Here is a 20128-nt window from a genome sequence, read left to right as displayed (position 1 = left end):
AAGCTTATTTATCTATTTAATCTGGCTACAATGAATTTTAAGGAACAAATACTACAGGGAATTCCAAAAGAACTACCTGCGCAAAAAAAATATGATACACAGATCAGTCATGCCCCCGTAAGGAAGGACATACTGAGTAAGGAAGAAAAAAAACTGGCTCTTCGCAACGCTTTAAGGTATTTTCCTGAAGAATGGCATGCTACGCTGGCTCCAGAGTTTTTAGCCGAACTGCAAGCATATGGTCGCATTTATATGTATCGTTTCAGACCAGATTACGAGATGTATGCACGCCCGGTTTCAGCGTACCCGTTCCAGAGTCTTCATGCGGCCTGCGTGATGCTGATGATTCAGAATAACCTTGATCCGGCAATTGCCCAGCACCCACATGAGCTGATTACTTATGGCGGAAATGGTGGCGTATTTCAGAACTGGGGCCAATACTTGCTCACTATGCAATACCTCGCCAGGATGACAGATGAGCAGACGTTAAATATGTATAGTGGGCATCCGCAAGGATTGTTTCCTTCGTCGCCGGCCGCGCCAAGGGTTGTGGTTACCAATGGAATGATGATCCCTAATTATTCATCACCAGATGATTTGGAGAAATATAGTGCATTAGGTGTAACACAATACGGACAAATGACTGCCGGCTCTTATATGTACATTGGGCCACAGGGTATTGTACACGGTACAACCATTACACTGATGAATGCTTTCAGAAAGAAACTGGGCACAGCTGAAAGCCCGGCCGGTAGAATTTTTCTGACTGCCGGATTAGGAGGAATGAGCGGTGCACAGCCAAAGGCCGGTAACATTACAGGTTGCATTACTGTCTGCGCAGAAATAAATCCTGTTGCAGCCCGTAAAAGGCATGAGCAGGGCTGGGTTGATGAGCTGATTGAAGATCTGGATGTGTTGGTTGCAAGGATAAAAACTGCACAGGATGGAAAGGAAACAGTTTCTTTGGCTTATATAGGAAACATCGTTGACGTTTGGGAGCGTTTTGATGAGACAGGGATTTTTGTTGAAATCGGATCAGATCAAACATCATTACATAATCCATGGTCGGGAGGATACTATCCTGCCGGTCTAACTTATGAAGCATCCAATCATATGATGGCAGTGGAGCCAGAAGCTTTCAAAGCTGCCGTACAGGCTTCATTAATCAGGCATGCAGCTGTTGTAAACAGACATGTCGCGAAGGGAACTTATTTCTTTGACTATGGCAATGCATTCTTATTGGAATGCAGCAGAGCAGGAGCAGATGTAATGGCTGCCAATGGCATAGATTTTAAGTACCCTTCTTATGTGGAGGATATATTAGGTCCTATGTGCTTTGATTATGGTTTTGGCCCTTTCAGATGGGTATGTACTTCCGGCGGTGAGGAAGATCTGAAAACAACGGACCGGATTGCTATGGAAGTATTGTTAGAGATTAAAGCGGAAGCTCCTGTAGAAATACAGCAACAACTTCAGGATAATGTGACCTGGATTAAAGAAGCTGGTGCAAATAAGCTGGTTGTAGGTTCACAAGCCAGGATATTATATGCGGATGCCGAAGGCCGTGCTAAAATAGCAGAGCGTTTTAACGAAGCTGTTGAAACAGGGGTGTTATCTGCACCGGTAGTACTGGGCAGAGATCATCACGACGTTAGCGGAACAGATTCTCCTTTCAGAGAAACCAGTAATGTATATGATGGTAGCCGTTTTACAGCTGATATGGCTATTCATAATGTAATTGGTGATAGCTTTAGAGGGGCAACCTGGGTTTCCATTCATAATGGTGGGGGCGTAGGCTGGGGAGAAGTTATAAATGGTGGTTTTGGAATGGTGCTTGATGGTACTGAAGCAGCAACTACAAAGCTTAAGAATATGTTGTTTTTTGATGTAAACAATGGAATCGCAAGAAGAAGCTGGGCCAGGAACAAAGAAGCCCGCTTTGCTATCGAAAGAGAAATGCAAAGGACGCCAACATTAAATATTACAGTTCCACACTTAGTTAATGATGGTCTATTGGATGGTTTATTGTAAATATTAATGACGGTCTCTGCTGTTCACGAACAGCAAGATGTAATAAAGCAGGGTTGCAACTGAACTAATTGCTGCTACAACATAAGTTCTGGCCGCCCATTTAAGTGCATCTGCAGCTTTATCATGTTCAGCAGGGGTAGTAATGTTGTTTCGTTCCAGCCATAATAATGCACGGTTACTTGCATCATATTCGACAGGAAGCGTAATAATGGTAAACGCGGTAGTGATGGCAAACAGGACAATACCAACAAGTAAGATCGTGGGATTTGCGGCACCAAATAAAAAGCCGAGTCCAGCTAGTATGATCCATTGTGATAACTGAGAACTGATATTTACCAAAGGGACAATTTTACTACGAAAAGCAAGCATAGGATAAGCAGTAGCATGTTGCACCGCATGGCCACACTCATGCGCCGCAACTGCTGCTGCTGAAATACTTCGTCCTTCGTATACGTCTGGACTTAAGTTCACTGTTTTATCTTGTGGATTATAATGGTCACTCAAATGACCTGGAGTTGAAATTACCTGCACATTGTAAATGCCGTTGTCGGCAAGCATTTTTTGTGCAATCTCTTTACCGCTCATCCCATTCCGGAGCCCAATCTGACTGTATTCGTTAAATTTACTTTTGAGCCTGTTGCTTACAATAAGGCCAACAATAAACATGATTCCAGCAATCAGATAGTAACCCATTAATCCCATATTCTTATTTTTAAACGTTACATCAATAACAATCAAATTAAGAATTGGTTTTCGTTCAGTTAACGGAAATTAGTCGCTCTGGTTTGTTGAACGTTTTAATTCAGCTTTGGTCTGCACCGGTTTTGTTATGAAATATGCTTAACATGCTTAAATTCTTGCAGATACAGATAAATGTCTATATTTGTAAAAAAATACAAAGCCATGTTACGTATACAACATATCCGGAAAAACCAGAATAGCCAGTCTTATTGGCTAATGGATAGGGGCATGTGCTTTATTTTTCTCTCTGGTCACTAGTGCCTTTTGCTGCTTAACAAGCTTTCAAGCACAGTTTTCAAATTAATTATTTTAAAAAATCAATTGTTAAGACAATAACGCTTAGCAAAAAATATATCCTTATGGACATTTTATATACTGTAGACGAAAAATATCTGCAGGCAGTAGAAGAACTAAATTACGGTGAGTTGCCAAAGGCACTTCACTTTTTTAACGAGATTATCAATATTGACCCAGAGTATGCACGAGCATACTATCAGTTGGGCTGTTTTTATTACTATCAATTTAAAAATTACCAGACAGCTGGTTACAATTTTAAAAAATGTATTGATCTGGAAGCTGAGTTTCCAGATGTATATGTACATTATCTGGAATTGTTGATTACCATGAAAATGTATAAAACGGTGGAACTTATTGCTGAAAAGGCTTTAAATGTGCCGGGAGTATGCAAGGCTGAGATTTACGGGCGTTTGGGCTTGAATGCAGAGATGCAACAGGATTTGGCTGTTGCGAAAGAACAGTATCGCCAGGCGGTGTTGACTGCAGCCAGTGATACAGATCATAATTTATTTAAAGACCATCTGAAACGTGTAAACGATAAATTACATACTAATAAGCGAATGGTTTATGCTTATCAAAGCTAATTGAATTCTCAATTAGCTTTGATTCAAAGCAAGTATTATTGTTCTGCTTTTTTATGGTAAGACCAGTAAAATACAACAGGATAAATAAAGAGGTTAAAAATTGTATTGGTGATCAATCCACCGATCACAACAATAGCCAATGGTTTAGAAGCTTCGGAGCCGATGCCGGTTGATAGTGCAGCCGGCATTAAGCCAATTGCCGCCATCATTGCGGTCATGATTACCGGACGTAATCTGCTGGCCACCCCATCTTTTATTGCTTCAGAAAAGCTCCAGTCCGGGCGATGCTTTAGTTCGGCCATATTACTTTTGAATTTGGTGATCAGGATTACGCCGTTCTGAACGCAAATCCCAAATAGTGCGATAAATCCGATCCCTGCAGAAATATTGAAATTGACTCCAGTCAACAGCAGTGCGATAATTCCTCCAATCATTGCAAATGGAACATTGTTAAGCACAAGGAGGGAGTCTTTAATATTTCCAAACAAAACAAAGAGAATAAAGAAAATGAGCAATAGACTAATGGGCACTGCTTGTGATAACCTGCTTGTTGCCCGTTGTTGATTTTCGAAATCACCTGCCCATTCCAGTTTATATGCTTTAGGCAGTTTAATCTCTGCATTTACCTTACGTTGTGCTTCCTCAATCACACTTCCCATATCCCTGCCACGAATGGAAAATTTTATAGCTCCATAACGTTGGTGTTTATCGCGATAGATCATACTGGGTCCAGTGATTTTCCGGATGCTGGAAATTTCGCCTAATGGTACTTTTGCACCTGATATTGTTGGGATCATCAGGTTTCCAATGGCAATTTCATCATTTCTGAAATCTTCAGGGTAGCGAATAATCAGATCGAACTTCTTTTCTCCTTCAAATATCTGCGTGGCAGCTTTTCCACCAATGGCCATTTCAATAATGGCATTTGCATCGGCAGTACTTACACCATAAAGTGCCATCTTTTTCTGGTCCAGGTTGATCTGCAGTTCCGGCTGTCCCAGGTTACGAAGGATGCCCAGATCTTCAATTCCCTCAACAGTCTTCAGAATTTTTTCAATCTTCTCTTCTTCTTTTTCAATGAAGTTAAAGTCATCACCAAACATTTTTACAACGATTGACCCTTTAACACCTGAAACCGCTTCTTCTACGTTGTCGGAAATGGGTTGTGAGAAATTCAGACTGATGCCGGGGAATCCCTTTAGCTTATCCTGCATACGGGCGATCAGTTCCTCTTTAGTTTGTTTGCGTTTCCATTCTTTTCTCGGATAGATGTCCACATGGAACTCCATGTTATAAAAACCTGTAGCATCTGTTCCATCATTTGGTCTTCCTGTTTGTGACATGACCTGTTTGACTTCTTCAAAACTCAGGAAGATTTTTCTCATTTCATTGGATAGCTTTTTAGTTTCATCAAGGGAGATACTTAATGGACCAGTTGCCCTTACGTAGATGGAGCCCTCATCCAGGGTAGGCAGGAACTCCGTACCCAGAAACTTGAAACTAAACAATCCGGCAAGAAGCAGGACAATGGATAAACCAAAAGCCAGTTTCCTGAATTTAAAGCATTTTTCATAAAAACGGAGGGTGTATCTGGTGAGGAATTCCAGGAAGACGTTGTGTTTTTCTTTGACGTTTTTCTTTAGCAGTATACTTGCCATTGCTGGAACAAGGGTGAAAGTCAGCAGTAGTGCTCCCAGTAAAGCAAAACTTAAAGTCCATGCTAATGGTGAGAACATTTTACCTTCCACCTTTTCGAAAGTGAAAATGGGGAGTAGGCCTGTTATGATAATAAGCTTTGCAAAGAATATTCCTTTTCCGTTTTCCAGACATGCTTTTTTGATCAGTCCAAGCTTACTCATCTTATTAAATTTGGTTATCCCTACCAATTTGGCTTTGTGATCAAGCGCTACGAATATTCCTTCTACCATGACAACGGCCCCGTCAATGATGATCCCAAAGTCGATGGCGCCCATAGATAGCAGGTTTGCCGACATACCTTTTAGCTTGAGACAGATGAATGCAAATAACAGGGCAAGGGGAATAATGATAGATACAATTAATGTTGTTCGCCAGTCGGCCATAAATAGAAAAACAATAACCGTTACAAATATGATCCCCTCCAACATATTTCCCATTACGGTATGTGTGGCATAGTTGACGAGATCTTCTCTGTCATAGAAAGGATTGATCTTCACATCACCAGGCAGTCCACTATTATTGATCTCTGTGATTTTCTCTTTTAACCTGCCAATAACTTCGCTTGGGTTTTCTCCTTTGCGCATTACCACAATTCCTTCTACAACGTCCGGATCCTGGTCTCTTCCAACCTGACCCAGCCGTGGCAATGCTGACTCCGAAACTTCAGCAATGGTTTTAACATATACTGGTGTACCGTTAAAATTGTCGACCACTACATTCCTGATCTCATCGATGTTGTTCAATACACCAATACCTCGGACTACATAGGCTTGACCACCTTGAACAATAACATCACCACCGACATTGATATTACTTTTTGATACAGCTTCGAAAAGTTCATTTGCAGTTACACCATATTGAATGGCCTTTTGAGGATCCGCGGTAATCTGATATGTTTTTACTTCACCACCAAAGCTCACTACGTCCGCAATGCCAGGGACGGAAAGTAGTTCGCGTTGGACTACCCAATCCTGAATCGTTTTTAATTCCCGTATGGTTTTTTGGTTACTGCTGAGTGTATATCTGAATATTTCCCCAGTAGGGCCATAGGGCGGTTGTACTTCTGGCTGAAGTCCTTCAGGAAGATCAGCCTCTGCAATGTGATTGTTAACCTGGACCCGCGCAAATGCATAGTCGACATCATCGTCGAATGTGATCTTTACAATGGACAATCCGAAAAGAGAGGAGGAGCGGATACTGGTTCTTTTTTCAGTAGGATTCATGGCAATCTCCAACGGACGGGTAACGAACTTTTCGACCTCTTCTGCACTACGGCCAGGCCATTGTGTAATGATAGTGATGTTTGTATTGGTTACATCCGGAAAAGCTTCTATGGTTGTTTTCTTAAAACTGATGTAGCCAGCCAGCATCATAATAAATGTGGCGAAGAAAATAAAGTACTTATTTTTTAGTGCAAAGCCTATGACGGTCTTAATGAATTTATTCATTGCAATTTTTAGAATGGATGAATAGAATTAGTTTTTCAGGCTCTCATAGATGAAAACCTGTTTAGAAGCGATGATACGATCGCCAGCATTTAAGCCTTTACTGATATAGGTTTTGTTCGCTGTTTTGCGGCCGACTTCAATCTGCTGAATTCTTGGTTTATTGTTATTGTCCAGCACCAGGACATAGTTCTTGTCTTCATCAAAAATGATCCCTCTGGAATTGACTACTGGCAGGTCACTTCCTGAACTCGCTGAGATTTTTACTGTAGACATCATACCTGGTTTCAGTTTGTAACCGGGGTTCGGGATGCTTACCCTGGCATTCATTACTCTGCTTTCATTATCGATCATATTATAAATTTTATCGATTTTCCCATTGAATTCCTCTTCCGGATAGGAGAGTAGTGAAACGCTGACCAGATCACCTTCTTTGATTCTGGAGATATCGGATTCATAAATATTCACCATTGCCCATACGGTTGAAAGATCGGCTATCGTGAATAAACTCTTGTCATTATCAGGTCGTACCTGCATATTGGCATATACATTTTTGTCAATGATAAAGCCAGATAATGGTGCTTTTACCGTGTAATTTCCATTTGTACTGCCACCATTCAGCTTGAGTGTTTTTTGCGCCCGTCTATCTTCAGCCTGTTTGACCAGGTATTCATTCTTTGCTTCTTCAAGTTCTCTTGCTGAACTTAATCCGCTGTCGAAAAGTTGCTGGGCCTGCTTAACAGCCCTTTCTGCATTGCGCAATTCAGCTGAGGAACTAATCGCCTCCTTGTCTAATCCAGCCATATCAGAACTGGCCATAATGGCAAGCAGCTGTCCTTTGTTTACATGGTCGCCCAAACGGACCGGTACATTGGTGACCGAGCCACTTAACATTGGAAATACGTCTGCCTTACGTTCTTCGTTGGCCGTAATTTTTGCGGAGAAGGATAGATCTGTCTTACTGTTTGGCGCCTGAACTGTATCAATAAGTAATTTGCTGATTAATGAATCCCCAACACTGAATTTTTCTGCTGCCAAAGGAGCTTCTTTTGAACTGGTGCAACTTTGTAAGCAGATTATTAGTCCGCCAAGTAATGAAAGTTGATTGAATAGCTTGATTTTATTTTGGAGGCTTTGCATGAGGCTGTTATTTAAATATGGATGATCCTGTGACATAGTTGATTTCTTCTTTGGCATTCATTCTTTCGTAGCTAAGCGTATTCATCTGAAGCGTGTTTTCTTTATACGAATCGTAGAAGTCCAGGAATTCGATCAGGCTGATATTTCTGCTGCTGAAGTTTTTTGTTACTTCAGTAATCAGTTTCTGGAAGTCGGCGTTAAATTGATGATCCATACTCTGGTATAATTCCTCTATTCTTGCGGCAGATTTATAGCTGTTATATACTTCATTTTCGAGACTGGCTTCCTGCAGATTAAGGTTGTTCTGGCCGGCTGCAATGGCGACTCTTGCTTTTTTTATTTCTCCCTGGTTTCTATTGAACAAAGGGATGGGAATTTTTATACCAAAACCTGTATATTTTTCAGGATAGTTACCTTTTAAATCATAACTTAAAGAAAGCTCAACATCCGGAACTGCCATGGCTTTCTGCAGATTAAGATTACGCTCAGTATAACGGATTGTTGCTTTACTCAATTGAAGGTCGGCACGATTGTTTTTTGCGGAATCCAGCAGACTGATATAAGGATGATCTTTAAGGTCGAAGGTTTGTTTTGTAGTACTAAGCTCCAGCTTTAGCGGGATGTCTGCTTTAATATTTGTCATTAGTTTGATTTTACTATCCAGGTCTTCGATATCATTCAGTAATGTGCTGTATTCAGTTTGTAAGTTGTAAAGCAGGGATTTTATTCGCAATACATCTTTTACGGCGATGTTGCCCATTTGCAGTTGCTGTTCAGAGGCACTTAGCAACTTTTTTAATGCATTGATCTGTTGCTGATATACTAAGACCGACTGACCAGAATAATAAGCCTTATAAAATGTGCTTCGCAGTTCATAACGTAAGGTTCTCATGAGGTCGAAATACTCATATTCAGATATTTTTGCACCTGCGGTAGCCAGCTGTATGTTTTTATTCCTTTTACCTGCAAGTTTGAAAAGTTGAGACAGTGATGCGGCATATTGTCCGGTGGCCATAGAGGTTTCGAAGAATTTTTTGGTCTCCCTGTTGTAAAACAGATTTTCGTAACTGAGCTCCGGATTGTCGAACAGCCTCGCTGTAATGATATCTGCTTTTGCTTGTTCCGTTTGGTAATTCTGTGCAATCAGCTGATAATTTTCTTTGATAAGCCGCTGTTCTGCCTGGCGAAGATCTAGCCTTAAGGAGTCTTGAGCCCAGCTAACTTTTGCGAGTCCGAAGATCAGAAAGCCGATCAGGATAGTTGTTGTTTTCATCTGAAACAAAACTATTCCGACGGAATTAAACGCAAATTAAAACGGAATTAAAATGGGATTAAAGTTTTGGAAGACGGATCAGGAATGTCGCTCCCTGTTCTTTTTCGTTATATGCTTCCAGGCTTCCTTTAAAAAGTGTAATGATTTTGTGCGCCATGTACAAGCCCATTCCGTTACCTGTGTTTGGCATTTTTTCCGAAAAGCTGTAAAATGGCTTAAATATTTCAGGTAACACAGCTGTTTTTATTCCGGGACCAAGATCAGTAACAGAAATAATAATATGTGTATCAGAAAGTTTTAGCCGACAGCTGACTTCCTGTTGCTCAGAGAATTTAAATGCATTGGAAATGATGTTGTTAATGGCAATGAGCATTAGTGTAGCGTTGGCTAAGATTAGAAAACTTCGTTCCGGATCATGATGGTCTTCTATGCTAATGGAAAGTTTATTTCCCTTCTTGTTCCATTCCTGTGCAATGGTTACAAGCATTTCATCCAGGCGAATAGCAGATAATTGTTGATTTCCGAATTCAAGATCCGCCTGGGCCAAATCAACGAGACCACTGATGATCTTGTCCATATTTTCAGCATCTTCCATTACAGATACCAGTGCTTCCTGATAAGATTTGTTGGTCCTTTCCTGAGACAGCGATAGTTCTGAGGTCATCATAATTCTCGTTACCGGAGTCCTTAATTCGTGTGAGGCATTTGCAATAAAGCTTTTTTGAAGTACAAAAGCCTGTTCCAGGTGCTCTATAAGTACATTGAAATTCTTAGCAAGTAAATAGATTTCATCTTTGTTTTTTCCTTCCTGAACGCGGAAATGGAGATTGTTGGATTTGATTTGTTTTACCTCGTCAATGAAGAGGTCTAAGGGGTTCAATATTTTTTTTGATATCCATCTTCCGGAAATCAGCAACAGGATAAATATGATGACAAAAGTGATGACCATAATATTACGGAGCTTTTCTAAACGATAGAAGGTGCTCTTGTCGACGGCAGATGCAAGGATGATAAAATCGCCTTGGTTATCTTTGTAAAAAATACCTACAACCTGCCTGTTGCCGTCTTTAAACTGTAGTTTTTTTTGTTTTCTAACCTTGTTTATAGTTGCATTATCCCAGTATTGCTGTTTGTCGCCAATAAAAATGGCCGTGTTTTTTGAATTATAAATTCTGATCACCTCTCCATTTAGTTTCTCAAGGTATTGGCTGCGAACCTTATCTAATGAATCCGCTGTTATTTCATCTGCTTCCAGATAGAGTTTCGCAGTAACCATCGCCCGGTCCTTCAGTCTGGTAAAGAAATCGGCTTCCATAAATTTGAGAAACATGAAATAAACCGCACAAAGAACGATCAGCAGTGTTAGTGTACTAATCAATGTAAAATATAATGCCAGACGGTCTTTTATCTTCATGGTATCATTTAAGGATGTACCCCATATTAATTTTGGTGTGGATCAGTTTCCTGCCAAACCCCTTTTCTATTTTATTGCGTAAAAAGTTTACATATACATCAATTACGTTAGTGCCAGTATCAAAATTAACGTCCCAGGCATTTTCGGCTATATATTGGCGGGAAAGTAAGCGATTAGGGTTACGTAAAAACAACTCCAGTAAAGTGAATTCTTTGGCAGTTAAAGTGATTGGTATGCCTGCACGCTGAACTTCTTTACTTGAGGTATCCAGGGTGATGTCTTCAAAGCTTAGTAAATGATTATTCACTTCGATGTCCTGTGGTTCATATCGTCTCAGCAATGCAGCGATTCGAGCCAGGAGCTCTTTAAAATGAAAGGGTTTTACCAGGTAATCATCAGCTCCGGCATTGAGTCCGGTAACTTTATCATCAATAGATCCGAGTGCGGTAAGCATGAGAACGGGTAATTTTTTATTGCTGGCTTTCAATTGCCGACAAACTTCTATTCCGTTTAATCCCGGCATCATAATGTCGAGAATGACAAGGTCGGGCGCAATAAGATGGAAGGTTTCCAGTGCGAGTTGCCCATCGGTTACTATCGTTACGGCATAGCCATTTTCCTCCAAACCAGTTTTAATCAGGCTGGCTATTTTCAAGTCATCTTCTGCTAATCCAATTTTTGGCATACTGGCAAATATAGCAGAAGGTGTTAATAATTGGTTATTACAAATAAAAAGAGCTGCCATTGGCAGCTCTTTTTGTAGTTTTTGAATCTCTTATTTACTTTTTTTAGCAGTTTTGTTTGCTTTGAAACGCATATCTGGTGTGCCGTCTTTTTTGATATGAGCACTGGTTTTTGCAACAGCTTTTGTTTTGTTCTCTTTTAAACGCATATCCGGTGTACCATCTTTTTTCAGTGTTTCTACTTTGGTTTTGGTAGCGCCAGCGGCTGTCGTAGCAGCATTAGCATGATGCTTTGCCGGAACAGTAACAGTTTTTACCTCTTTTGTAACCATTTTTTTTGCTGGTGTAGTTTTTACGGCTGCCGGTGTTTGAGCAAATGCTGTTGTTAAACCTAATGCCATAATTGCGATTAATCCTAATAACTTTTTCATGATGTTTTTAATTTAAATTTTTATCGTTAGTTGTTGATGTAAAGTTGAGGTAATAGAATGAAGAACAGATGAAGAACGACTGTGTCTGATAAATAATTGAAAATTAATGCAATTACAAGTTAATCTCCTTACCTTTGCGCAAATTTTATGAAGAAGATCACTGATTACAGAAAACTATTGGGTGTACAAAAGGATGCCGAATTGAAAGAATTGAAATCCATTTACAGGAATTTAATGAAAGACTGGCACCCTGACAAGTTTCAGGACAGCGAAGAGGCAAAACTGGAAGCCGAAACTAAAAGTAAGGAAATCATTGAAGCTTATCACTTTTTGGTGAGCATAGCACCTGAAACACTTGCACTTTCTATTGATGAATATACGCAAACTACGGCAAACTGCGGTATTGCTGATTATAACTGGGCTGGATTAGTCCTTACTGTACAATTTTTGGATGGTAGTGCTTATGAATATTTTGGTGTGCCTAAAGCTATTTATGTGAAACTGGTAAACGCAGATTCACCAGGCCGTTTTGCTCGTCGCCATATTTTTGGCTCTTTTCCTTACAGAAATATAGCCAAATTACAAACGGCTTAACTGCTCGTAATAAATTCTTTACCTATAGGTTAAGACGGATAATAGTTTGTAGCTTTGTTATATACAATAAAGGGACAAACTATTGAAAATATCATTTAAGAATTTTGAAAAAAGACTGTTGGCATTATCTTGCTGCAGCCTGTTTTTGTTTTATTCCTGCGGTACCAGCAAGAAAATTGTAGCGCCTGTTTCTGAAACAAAGAATGTTACTGACAAACCACCGCAGGTGGACAGGGAATTTCGTGCCGCATGGGTTGCTTCGGTAGCTAATATCAATTGGCCTTCTAAACCAGGTTTAAGTACGGCAGATCAGCAAAAGGAAGCCATCGTTTTACTTGATCTTTTAAAAAAGAATAATTTTAATGCTGTGATATTCCAGGTCAGGCCGCAGGCTGATGCCTTTTATAAAAGTAATATTGAGCCCTGGTCGGTTTTTCTTACTGGAAAGCAAGGGAAGGCACCTAATCCATATTATGATCCTCTACAGTTTTGGATTGATGCTGCACACGATCGTGGACTGGAATTACATGTATGGCTAAATCCTTATCGTGCACACCATACCACAGGTAAGGTAATCAGCGATCAGTCTATCGTTAAGAAAAGACCTGACCTCGTTGTGAAATTAAAAGACGGGCAGTACTGGATGGATCCGTCTAATAAAGGTACTCAGGATCACGCCTCCGCCGTAGTAAAGGACATCGTAAAGCGTTATGATGTTGATGGCGTACATTTCGACGATTATTTTTATCCCTATGAATCTTATAATGGTGGCGCTGATTTCCCAGATGATGTAAGCTGGACCGCTTATCAGAAAACTGGAGGTAAACTAAGTCGTGGCGATTGGCGCAGACAAAATGTAAATCAGTTTGTAGAGAGAATATATAAAGAAATCAAGGCGGAAAAGAAATATGTAAAGTTTGGTCTGAGTCCTTTCGGCATTTGGAAGCCAGGTTATCCAGCCTCTGTTCAGGGAATGGATCAATTTGAAAAGCTTTATGCCGATGCAAAGCTTTGGTTAAATAAAGGCTGGATCGATTATTTTATGCCACAATTATACTGGACCATTAAGAGCCCTGCGCAAAGTTTTCCAGTATTGCTCCGTTGGTGGGCAGATGAGAATACCATGAACAGACATCTTTGGCCGGGTATGAATATATCTCTCGGGGGGGATGATAGGAATGTAGATGAAATTGTAAATCAGATTATGATTACCCGTGGGATGTTGCCCAATAGTCCGGGTGCAGCACATTGGAGTATCGCTGGTTTAGTTAAACATGAAAAGTTGCTAAAGGGGATTGCTGACGGCCCATATAAAAAACAGGCGCTTGTGCCGGCTACTTCATGGCTGGATGATAAAGCGCCGGTTTCACCAGATGTAAAAACGGAATTAAAGCAAGGTCAGTGGAAGATAAGCTGGAGTCATATTGATGCTAAAGACGTATTCAGATGGGTTGTATATTACAAGTACGGCAATGTATGGAAGTCTGTAATACTGAACCGAAATGATCGGTTTCTTATTAAAACGGCAGTTGAAGGTGGTATTAAATTAAGTAAGATTGCGGTTACGGCTGTTGATCGTACGGGCAACGAAAGTGTAAAAATAACCGTTCTTCTCTAAGGCTGACATTTAACTCAGAGACCGTTGTTAATTTTAATGGTCTCGTTGAGCTCCTTTCAGTCGGTTTTTTCTGAAGGGAAAAAGTGCTGAGGCCTTTTCGGAGAAGGTGATTTTTATTGTTGAAGAAAAAAGAGGTTAAAGCGGGTAAGCCGATTCTGTTTTAATCTCAGACATTACGAAAAAACTCTGTACAGTGCCGATGTTACTGAGTTGCGCCAGCTTACTTCTTAAGAAATGATGGTAGGCATCCATATCAGAGATTACAATCCTGAGGATAAAATCAAAAGCACCTGTCATATGGTAACATTCCATGACTTCAGGGAATTTTACAACTTCTTTTTCAAAACCACTTAAAGCGTTATCGGTATGCTCTTTTAACTGTACCTGAGAGTAGGCTATGAGACTTTTACCGATCTTTTTTGCATCAAGAATAGCAACCGAGCGTTTGATATATCCTTCGGATTTTAATCTCCGTACCCGCTCATGAATGGTGGCAGTCGATTTGTTTAATTCCAATGCCAATTGCTTATTGCTCAGCAATGCATCCTGTTGTAAAAGTCTTAAAATGCCGATGTCTGTTTTGTCCAGGTCTGTGTTATTCATTACAAGTTAATTAGCTTAAAGTGTACCTATTACACCGAGATTTCGAAATTAATAAAAAAACGAACACATAGACTTTAATTTCCGTAAAAGTTGTAAATTTTTAATCGATTTTCCGTAAAATAATCGGAAATAAAGTCTATCCATTGATCTGAAACTCATTTCTTCAGACCTTGCCCACGATGAGACAATTAAAGATAGAGCAGTCCATTACCAACCGGGATTCGGACTCGATAGAAAAATACTTGTATGATATTGCAAGGATTGACCTGCTGAGCGTTGAAGAAGAGATCGCACTGGCTAAGAAGATCAGAAAAGGTGACCAGGCAGCATTAGACCGTCTGGTGAAGTCTAATCTACGTTTTGTAGTATCTGTAGCTAAAAAATACCAGAACCAGGGCATTCGTTTGTCAGATCTGATAGCGGAAGGAAATCTGGGCTTAATTAAAGCGGCACAACGTTTTGATGAAACCAAAGGCTTTAAATTTATTTCCTTTGCTGTATGGTGGATCCGCCAGAGCATTATGATTGCCATCGCTGAACAAAAACGGATGGTACGTTTACCCGCAAACCAAATTGGCGGAATCATGAGAATCAATAAGGCAATGGGAGAATTGGAACAAAAGTTAGAAAGACAGCCTAGTCTGGAAGAGGTTTGTGAATTTATCGAGTTGCCTGAAGAAAAGGTGGTAGATTACCTTTTTTATGCACCAATGACAGCTTCTTTAGATGCGGTAATAGCAGAAGAATCGGGCTTTACACTTGCAGAAACCATTGAAGATGCAAATACGGAAAAAACAGATACGACAGTATTGCAGAGCTCTGTTTCAATCGATATTAAGCGATTAATGAAAAGATTGCCGGAAAGGGAAAAAGAAATTCTTTCTATGTTTTACGGTTTAGGTGGTAATACCGCAATTGGTCTCGACGAAATAGGAGGTAAGATGAACCTCGGTAAAGAACGTGTTAGGCAGATTAAGGATAAGGCGCTGAAAACACTCCGTTCGGAAAAACCGAGAGCTTATATGATGGAATACATCTAAACGTATTTGTTGTAATTAAGTCAGAAAAATACTTAATGGTTTTGTAAAACTATTTTACCTATTATATTTGTTAACACTGTTAACTAAAATATATAGCGTATGGGGATTGCAGAACGTAAGATCAGACAGAAAGAAGAATTCAGAGCGAGTATTTTGGAAGCAGCCTGGCTCCAGGTATTATCGGATGGCTGGCAGTCTTTATCTATTCGCAAAATTGCCGATGCTATAGAATATAGTGTTCCCGTTATTTACAATCATTTCGAAAATAAAGAAGCTATATTGCTCGAGTTTACTAAAGAAGGTTTTCAGAAGCTGGCCGATTCCCTGCAATTTGTTAAAGCCCAACATGTGGAGCCTGCTGCACAACTGGAGGCCATAGCCCATGCTTACTGGGATTTTGCTTTTGAACATAAAGAATATTATCAGTTGATGTTTGGACTGGGCATTCCTGCCTGCGAGAAGGTGAATCAGATTGCAGAGATGAAGAACATGAGCACAGTGATGATTTCAACTATTCAGGAAACGATCAACCTTAGTCCAAACCCGGATGCTGATTTTTTTCTAAAATATCATACCTATTTATCCATTCTTCATGGATTGGTTTCGATTCAGATGATCCGAAATGATGGAAAGCCTACTGAAGAGAACCGGCGAATATTACAAGATGCAATATCTGGATTTATCAAATCCCTGTTGATCTGATTGACGTGCAATTTCATTATATTTAATTATCCATATTTACCAATTATCAAACAAAGATTTATTTATGAAAAAACTATTTAACACCAATTTTAACAATGAGGCAGTTCATTTTATGTTGCTTGTATTACGTGTTTGTATTGCCTCTTTTATGATCGTTCACGGTTATCAGAAATTGGGATGGCTTACTGCAGGTGGTGAAATTCAATTTGGTGATCCAATAGGCGTAGGTGCAGCGGCTTCTTTGTATTTAGCAGTTTTTGCAGAATTTTTCTGTTCTATTTTTCTGTTATTGGGTTTTGCGACAAGATTGGCCACGATACCGTTGATCATTACAATGATAGTAGCTGTATTTATTGTGCATGCTCCGGATGGTTTCGATAAGAAAGAACTTGGATTACATTTCCTGGTGGCTTATGTTTTTCTATTGGTTTCTGGTCCTGGGAAATACAGTATTGATCAGTTGATCAGCAGAAGTTTATATAGTCGCAATCGCTAGGCAGATATTATTTTATCTCAAATACCGTTATAGCTGTTATGAAGAAAATATTGTTGTTATGCCTTACGGCTATCGTTATATCAAGTTGTGGCATCAATAAACAGGCGCAACAGATTAAAGCCCTTGAAAAATGTACGTATAGAATCACATCGGCCGATCAGGTTACACTGGGTGGGGCTGATGTGAAAAAAATGATTACCAATCAGGACATCAACCTGGGTAGTTTGCCGGGTTTAGCACTTGGTTTACTCAGAAAGGATGTGCCTTTAAGAGCTCGTTTAAATCTGGAAGTTAAAAATCCGACAGGCAATGATGCTTCGATCAATGAATTTGAATACAAGATCCTGATCAACAGGCAGGAACTAGCTACCGGTTTTGTAAACCAGGCTTTGAACGTTGGTGCTGGTCAAATCTCAACAGTACCTGTTGATATGGAAATTAACGTTTATCCTTTTGTTTCCAATAGTAAGGTGATGGGAGAGATTACGGATTTCCTTAAAAGTGGAAAAAATGGTGGCCCTGAAAAAAAAGGAATACTAACGCTTAAAATCAGACCTAGTATTAAAGTAGGAGGTACTGTAGTTAAGTATCCAGGCTTTATTACTGTAGATAAGGAAGTAAGCAGTAAAATTCTCCTATAAAAACTGTAGTATTTTTGCAGTATTGTTACGGAGTTTAGTCCAAAATTAAAACTTCATATTAATGATTTTTAATTATTTTCGGAGGTTGTAATAAACCGCACTCTCTGACATTGTTATTTAAAATCTTAATATGAAGTTTCGTTTATCCCTGCTCCTTTTTACGACTATTATTCCCTTTTTTACCAGGGCACAAAATATGCAGCAACTCAACGCTGCCGAGATCAAACAAGGCCTGGAAGCTTTAAATGTTACAGGGAGCGTACTTTATGTCGCTGCACATCCCGATGATGAAAATACTCGTTTATTAGGTTACCTGGCTAAAGAAAAAAAGGTCAGAACAGGTTATTTATCCTTAACCCGGGGCGATGGGGGGCAAAACCTGATCGGTAACGAGCAGGCCGAGTTACTTGGATTAATCCGTACTCAGGAATTATTGGCTGCCCGCCGTATGGATGGCGCAGAGCAGTTCTTTACCAGGGCGAATGATTTTGGTTTCTCTAAAAATCCGGAAGAAAGCTTTAAAATATGGGACAAGGATAAAATCCTTGCGGATGTAGTTTGGGTGATCCGGAAATTTCAACCCGATGTTATCATTACCCGCTTCCCGGAAGATGCACGTGCAGGGCATGGCCATCATTCGGGTTCCGCAATTCTGGCACGTGAAGCATTTGTTGCTGCTGCCGATCCTAAACAATTTCCTGAACAACTGACTTTCGTAAAACCCTGGAAAACCAAACGTATTGTTTGGAATACCTTTAACTTCGGCGGTAACAATACAACTGCTGATGATCAGATGAAGATCGATGTGGGACTATACAATCCGCTACTGGGTAAAAGTTATGGAGAGATAGCGGCAGAAAGCAGATCTAATCACAGAAGTCAGGGTTTTGGTGCAGCAAGACAACGCGGTTCTTCAATCGAGTATTTTACACCTGTAGCAGGAGAAAAAGCAAATAATGATGTATTTGATGGTGTCGACTTTACATTAAAGAGGACACCGGGTACTGCAGCTATACAACAATTACTTAATGAAATCAATAAAGAATATAACCCTGCCGATCCTTCGCAATCTGTAGGTAAATTGTTGAAATTAAGAACCTTTGTAAAGGGAAAGGCCTTCAAACACGATCTGTTAGATGACCTTATTCTTGCGTGTGCCGGAATCTGGTTCGAAAGTGCGGCTACAAATCCTTCATATGCACTAAAACAGCCTATAAACGTAAAGGTGCAAGGTATTGCAAGAGTAAGCCCAGCCTTCTCATTACCAATAAGTATGGAGGAAACCAATAGTGGGGCTGCATTCGCCTTATTACCTAATAAATTTGTAAGTCAGGATAAGGAAATTGCCACAACTAACATTGGCATTGCACAACCTTACTGGCTTGAAAAACAACATCCATTAGGATACTTTGTTGTTGATTCATTATCAAAAATTGGATTGCCGGAGAACGGTCCTGCTGTTGGGGCGATATTTAAAATCAAAATCGGTGATCAGCTGATTGAAAAGAAAAGGCCCGTGGTGTATAAATATACCGACCAGGTTCGTGGAGAAATTTATCAGCCTCTGGTTATTGCGCCTCCGGTAACCGCTACACTTTCCGAAAAGGCATTTATTTTTAATGGAAATGAGGCTAAAAACATTACGATTGTATTAAAAAGCTTTAAAGATAACACTACCGGAGTGCTTGAACCTCAGGTACCTTCGGGATGGAAAGTTAGTCCGCAGAAAATTGATTTTACCCTGGATGGAAAAGGAGATGAACAGTCCGTTGTTTTCAATATAACACCTGCAGGAAATACAACAGGTGGAAGTTTGTTGCTCAATGCAACTGTCGATGGAAAAATCTATAATAAAGGTTTGCGTGTAATTAACTATGAGCATATTCCGGTGCAAACACTTTTCCCTTTTGCCGAAGCCAGGTTAGATAAAGTAGATCTGAAATTTGCAGGAAAACGTATAGGCTATATTGCTGGTGCCGGTGATTTGATGCCGGAATCGTTGAAGCAGATCGGTTATGAGGTGGTTAATCTGACCGAAGGGCAGGTACTAAGTGCCGATCTTTCTGGTTTTGATGCAATTGTTGCAGGGGTAAGGTTATATAATGTAAACGACCAGATTAAAAGCATGCAGCCGATACTGATGAAGTATGTGGAAAAAGGAGGGAACCTGGTGATCCAGTATAATGTGAATTCACCTTTGAAAATCGAAAATTTAGGTCCCTATCCATTCAGGTTGTCACGCGACAGAGTTACGGAAGAAGATGCAAAAGTAAGCGTCCTGGCGCCAGAACATCCTGTTTTAAATTACCCTAATAAAATTACAGACAAGGATTTTGATGGATGGATACAGGAACGTGGCCTGTATTTTACCAGTGATATGGATAAAAAATATACAGCTATATTGAGTATGAACGACAATGGAGAAAGTGCTAAAACAGGATCGCTGATTGTTGCAGATTACGGTAAAGGTAGATATGTATATACTGGCATTTCTTTTTTCAGACAACTTCCGGCAGGTGTCCCTGGTGCATATCGTTTGTTTGTGAATCTATTGTCCCACAAAAAATAGTTAACCATAACGGTTTTAGCATATGATAGAAAAAGAACCATTGGCCGACAAAGAACAGGATCTGCCTCCTTTTGTTAAAACATGGAAGCAGTTTTACCGCTTGCTGATCGGCTGGCTGGTATTTTTAA

General features: G+C 40.0%; 17 protein-coding genes. 9 read left to right on the top strand and 8 right to left on the bottom strand.

Annotated features, from left to right (window positions below; translation table 11 throughout):
* The first annotated feature begins 30 nt into the window (after positions 1-30).
* Entirely contained in the window at positions 31-2031 is a 2001-nt protein-coding gene (locus R2Q84_RS06220; protein WP_316815666.1) for a urocanate hydratase, read from the top strand.
* A gap of 3 nt (positions 2032-2034) precedes the next feature.
* Here the strand turns inward: R2Q84_RS06220 and R2Q84_RS06215 are convergent, their stop codons facing one another.
* Positions 2035-2733: a zinc metallopeptidase gene (locus tag R2Q84_RS06215; protein ID WP_316815665.1), complete on the bottom strand. Its 699-nt coding sequence runs from the start codon at positions 2731-2733 to the stop codon at positions 2035-2037.
* Positions 2734-3131: 398 nt separating this feature from the next.
* Here R2Q84_RS06215 and R2Q84_RS06210 point away from each other — a divergent pair, with 398 nt between their 5' ends.
* On the top strand, positions 3132-3653 hold the full coding sequence (locus tag R2Q84_RS06210; protein WP_316815664.1) for a hypothetical protein: 522 nt from the start codon (positions 3132-3134) through the stop codon (positions 3651-3653).
* Positions 3654-3688: 35 nt separating this feature from the next.
* On the opposite strand, the gene R2Q84_RS06205 is transcribed toward R2Q84_RS06210, so the two are convergent.
* From R2Q84_RS06205 to R2Q84_RS06180, 6 genes are read right to left on the bottom strand one after another with little or no spacing between them, the layout of a single operon-like run.
* Positions 3689-6799, bottom strand: coding sequence for a CusA/CzcA family heavy metal efflux RND transporter (locus tag R2Q84_RS06205; protein WP_316815663.1), 3111 nt, complete (start codon positions 6797-6799; stop codon positions 3689-3691).
* Between the two features lie 27 nt (positions 6800-6826).
* The gene (locus R2Q84_RS06200) at positions 6827-7936 is read right to left on the bottom strand and encodes an efflux RND transporter periplasmic adaptor subunit (RefSeq protein WP_316815662.1); all 1110 of its coding nucleotides are present in this window, start codon (positions 7934-7936) and stop codon (positions 6827-6829) included.
* Positions 7937-7943: 7 nt separating this feature from the next.
* Positions 7944-9209 carry a TolC family protein gene (locus tag R2Q84_RS06195; RefSeq protein WP_316815661.1) on the bottom strand — a complete coding sequence of 422 codons (1266 nt, stop codon included), beginning with the start codon at positions 9207-9209 and terminating at the stop codon, positions 7944-7946.
* A 58-nt stretch (positions 9210-9267) separates the two neighbouring features.
* Positions 9268-10623: a HAMP domain-containing sensor histidine kinase gene (locus R2Q84_RS06190; RefSeq protein ID WP_316815660.1), complete on the bottom strand. Its 1356-nt coding sequence runs from the start codon at positions 10621-10623 to the stop codon at positions 9268-9270.
* Between the two features lie 4 nt (positions 10624-10627).
* Positions 10628-11368 carry a response regulator transcription factor gene (locus R2Q84_RS06185; protein ID WP_316815659.1) on the bottom strand — a complete coding sequence of 247 codons (741 nt, stop codon included), beginning with the start codon at positions 11366-11368 and terminating at the stop codon, positions 10628-10630.
* 30 nt (positions 11369-11398) lie between these two features.
* Positions 11399-11737 carry a hypothetical protein gene (locus R2Q84_RS06180; protein WP_316815658.1) on the bottom strand — a complete coding sequence of 113 codons (339 nt, stop codon included), beginning with the start codon at positions 11735-11737 and terminating at the stop codon, positions 11399-11401.
* Positions 11738-11884: 147 nt separating this feature from the next.
* On the opposite strand from R2Q84_RS06180, the gene R2Q84_RS06175 reads away from it, so the two are divergent.
* Positions 11885-12331, top strand: coding sequence for a KTSC domain-containing protein (locus R2Q84_RS06175; protein WP_316815657.1), 447 nt, complete (start codon positions 11885-11887; stop codon positions 12329-12331).
* A gap of 82 nt (positions 12332-12413) precedes the next feature.
* A complete protein-coding gene (locus R2Q84_RS06170; protein ID WP_316815656.1) occupies positions 12414-13949 on the top strand; it encodes a glycoside hydrolase family 10 protein in 1536 nt (511 codons plus the stop codon).
* 135 nt (positions 13950-14084) lie between these two features.
* Here R2Q84_RS06170 and R2Q84_RS06165 read toward each other — a convergent pair whose 3' ends face one another.
* Entirely contained in the window at positions 14085-14552 is a 468-nt protein-coding gene (locus R2Q84_RS06165) for an Lrp/AsnC family transcriptional regulator (protein WP_316815655.1), read from the bottom strand.
* Positions 14553-14731: 179 nt separating this feature from the next.
* Between R2Q84_RS06165 and R2Q84_RS06160 the strand changes: the two genes are divergently transcribed.
* The 5 genes from R2Q84_RS06160 to R2Q84_RS06140 all read left to right on the top strand — a co-directional run bounded on the left by R2Q84_RS06160 (position 14732) and on the right by R2Q84_RS06140 (position 20000).
* A complete protein-coding gene (locus R2Q84_RS06160; RefSeq protein WP_316815654.1) occupies positions 14732-15592 on the top strand; it encodes an RNA polymerase sigma factor RpoD/SigA in 861 nt (286 codons plus the stop codon).
* A 99-nt stretch (positions 15593-15691) separates the two neighbouring features.
* A complete protein-coding gene (locus R2Q84_RS06155) occupies positions 15692-16294 on the top strand; it encodes a TetR/AcrR family transcriptional regulator (RefSeq protein ID WP_316815653.1) in 603 nt (200 codons plus the stop codon).
* 64 nt (positions 16295-16358) lie between these two features.
* Entirely contained in the window at positions 16359-16790 is a 432-nt protein-coding gene (locus R2Q84_RS06150; protein WP_316815652.1) for a DoxX family protein, read from the top strand.
* Between the two features lie 38 nt (positions 16791-16828).
* On the top strand, positions 16829-17431 hold the full coding sequence (locus R2Q84_RS06145) for a hypothetical protein (protein ID WP_316815651.1): 603 nt from the start codon (positions 16829-16831) through the stop codon (positions 17429-17431).
* A gap of 130 nt (positions 17432-17561) precedes the next feature.
* Positions 17562-20000 (top strand): PIG-L family deacetylase, encoded by a 2439-nt coding sequence (locus R2Q84_RS06140; RefSeq protein ID WP_316815650.1) that lies wholly within the window; start codon positions 17562-17564, stop codon positions 19998-20000.
* Positions 20001-20128: the final 128 nt, after the last annotated feature.

This window comes from Pedobacter nyackensis, from assembly GCF_032678475.1.
GTDB lineage: Bacteria > Bacteroidota > Bacteroidia > Sphingobacteriales > Sphingobacteriaceae > Pedobacter > Pedobacter nyackensis_A.
The sequence above is the reverse complement of the archived record's forward strand: the minus strand, read 5'-3'. Positions and strand labels throughout refer to the sequence as shown.

Excerpts from the sequence above, each read along its gene's own strand:
- R2Q84_RS06220 (WP_316815666.1), top strand. The coding sequence starts at position 31 with ATGAATTTTAAGGAACAAATACTACAGGGAATTCCAAAAGAACTACCT.
- R2Q84_RS06215 (WP_316815665.1), bottom strand. The coding sequence starts at position 2,733 with ATGGGATTAATGGGTTACTATCTGATTGCTGGAATCATGTTTATTGTT.
- R2Q84_RS06210 (WP_316815664.1), top strand. The coding sequence starts at position 3,132 with ATGGACATTTTATATACTGTAGACGAAAAATATCTGCAGGCAGTAGAA.
- R2Q84_RS06205 (WP_316815663.1), bottom strand. The coding sequence starts at position 6,799 with ATGAATAAATTCATTAAGACCGTCATAGGCTTTGCACTAAAAAATAAG.
- R2Q84_RS06200 (WP_316815662.1), bottom strand. The coding sequence starts at position 7,936 with ATGCAAAGCCTCCAAAATAAAATCAAGCTATTCAATCAACTTTCATTA.
- R2Q84_RS06195 (WP_316815661.1), bottom strand. The coding sequence starts at position 9,209 with ATGAAAACAACAACTATCCTGATCGGCTTTCTGATCTTCGGACTCGCA.
- R2Q84_RS06190 (WP_316815660.1), bottom strand. The coding sequence starts at position 10,623 with ATGAAGATAAAAGACCGTCTGGCATTATATTTTACATTGATTAGTACA.
- R2Q84_RS06185 (WP_316815659.1), bottom strand. The coding sequence starts at position 11,368 with ATGGCAGCTCTTTTTATTTGTAATAACCAATTATTAACACCTTCTGCT.
- R2Q84_RS06180 (WP_316815658.1), bottom strand. The coding sequence starts at position 11,737 with ATGAAAAAGTTATTAGGATTAATCGCAATTATGGCATTAGGTTTAACA.
- R2Q84_RS06175 (WP_316815657.1), top strand. The coding sequence starts at position 11,885 with ATGAAGAAGATCACTGATTACAGAAAACTATTGGGTGTACAAAAGGAT.
- R2Q84_RS06165 (WP_316815655.1), bottom strand. The coding sequence starts at position 14,552 with ATGAATAACACAGACCTGGACAAAACAGACATCGGCATTTTAAGACTT.
- R2Q84_RS06160 (WP_316815654.1), top strand. The coding sequence starts at position 14,732 with ATGAGACAATTAAAGATAGAGCAGTCCATTACCAACCGGGATTCGGAC.
- R2Q84_RS06155 (WP_316815653.1), top strand. The coding sequence starts at position 15,692 with ATGGGGATTGCAGAACGTAAGATCAGACAGAAAGAAGAATTCAGAGCG.
- R2Q84_RS06150 (WP_316815652.1), top strand. The coding sequence starts at position 16,359 with ATGAAAAAACTATTTAACACCAATTTTAACAATGAGGCAGTTCATTTT.
- R2Q84_RS06145 (WP_316815651.1), top strand. The coding sequence starts at position 16,829 with ATGAAGAAAATATTGTTGTTATGCCTTACGGCTATCGTTATATCAAGT.
- R2Q84_RS06140 (WP_316815650.1), top strand. The coding sequence starts at position 17,562 with ATGAAGTTTCGTTTATCCCTGCTCCTTTTTACGACTATTATTCCCTTT.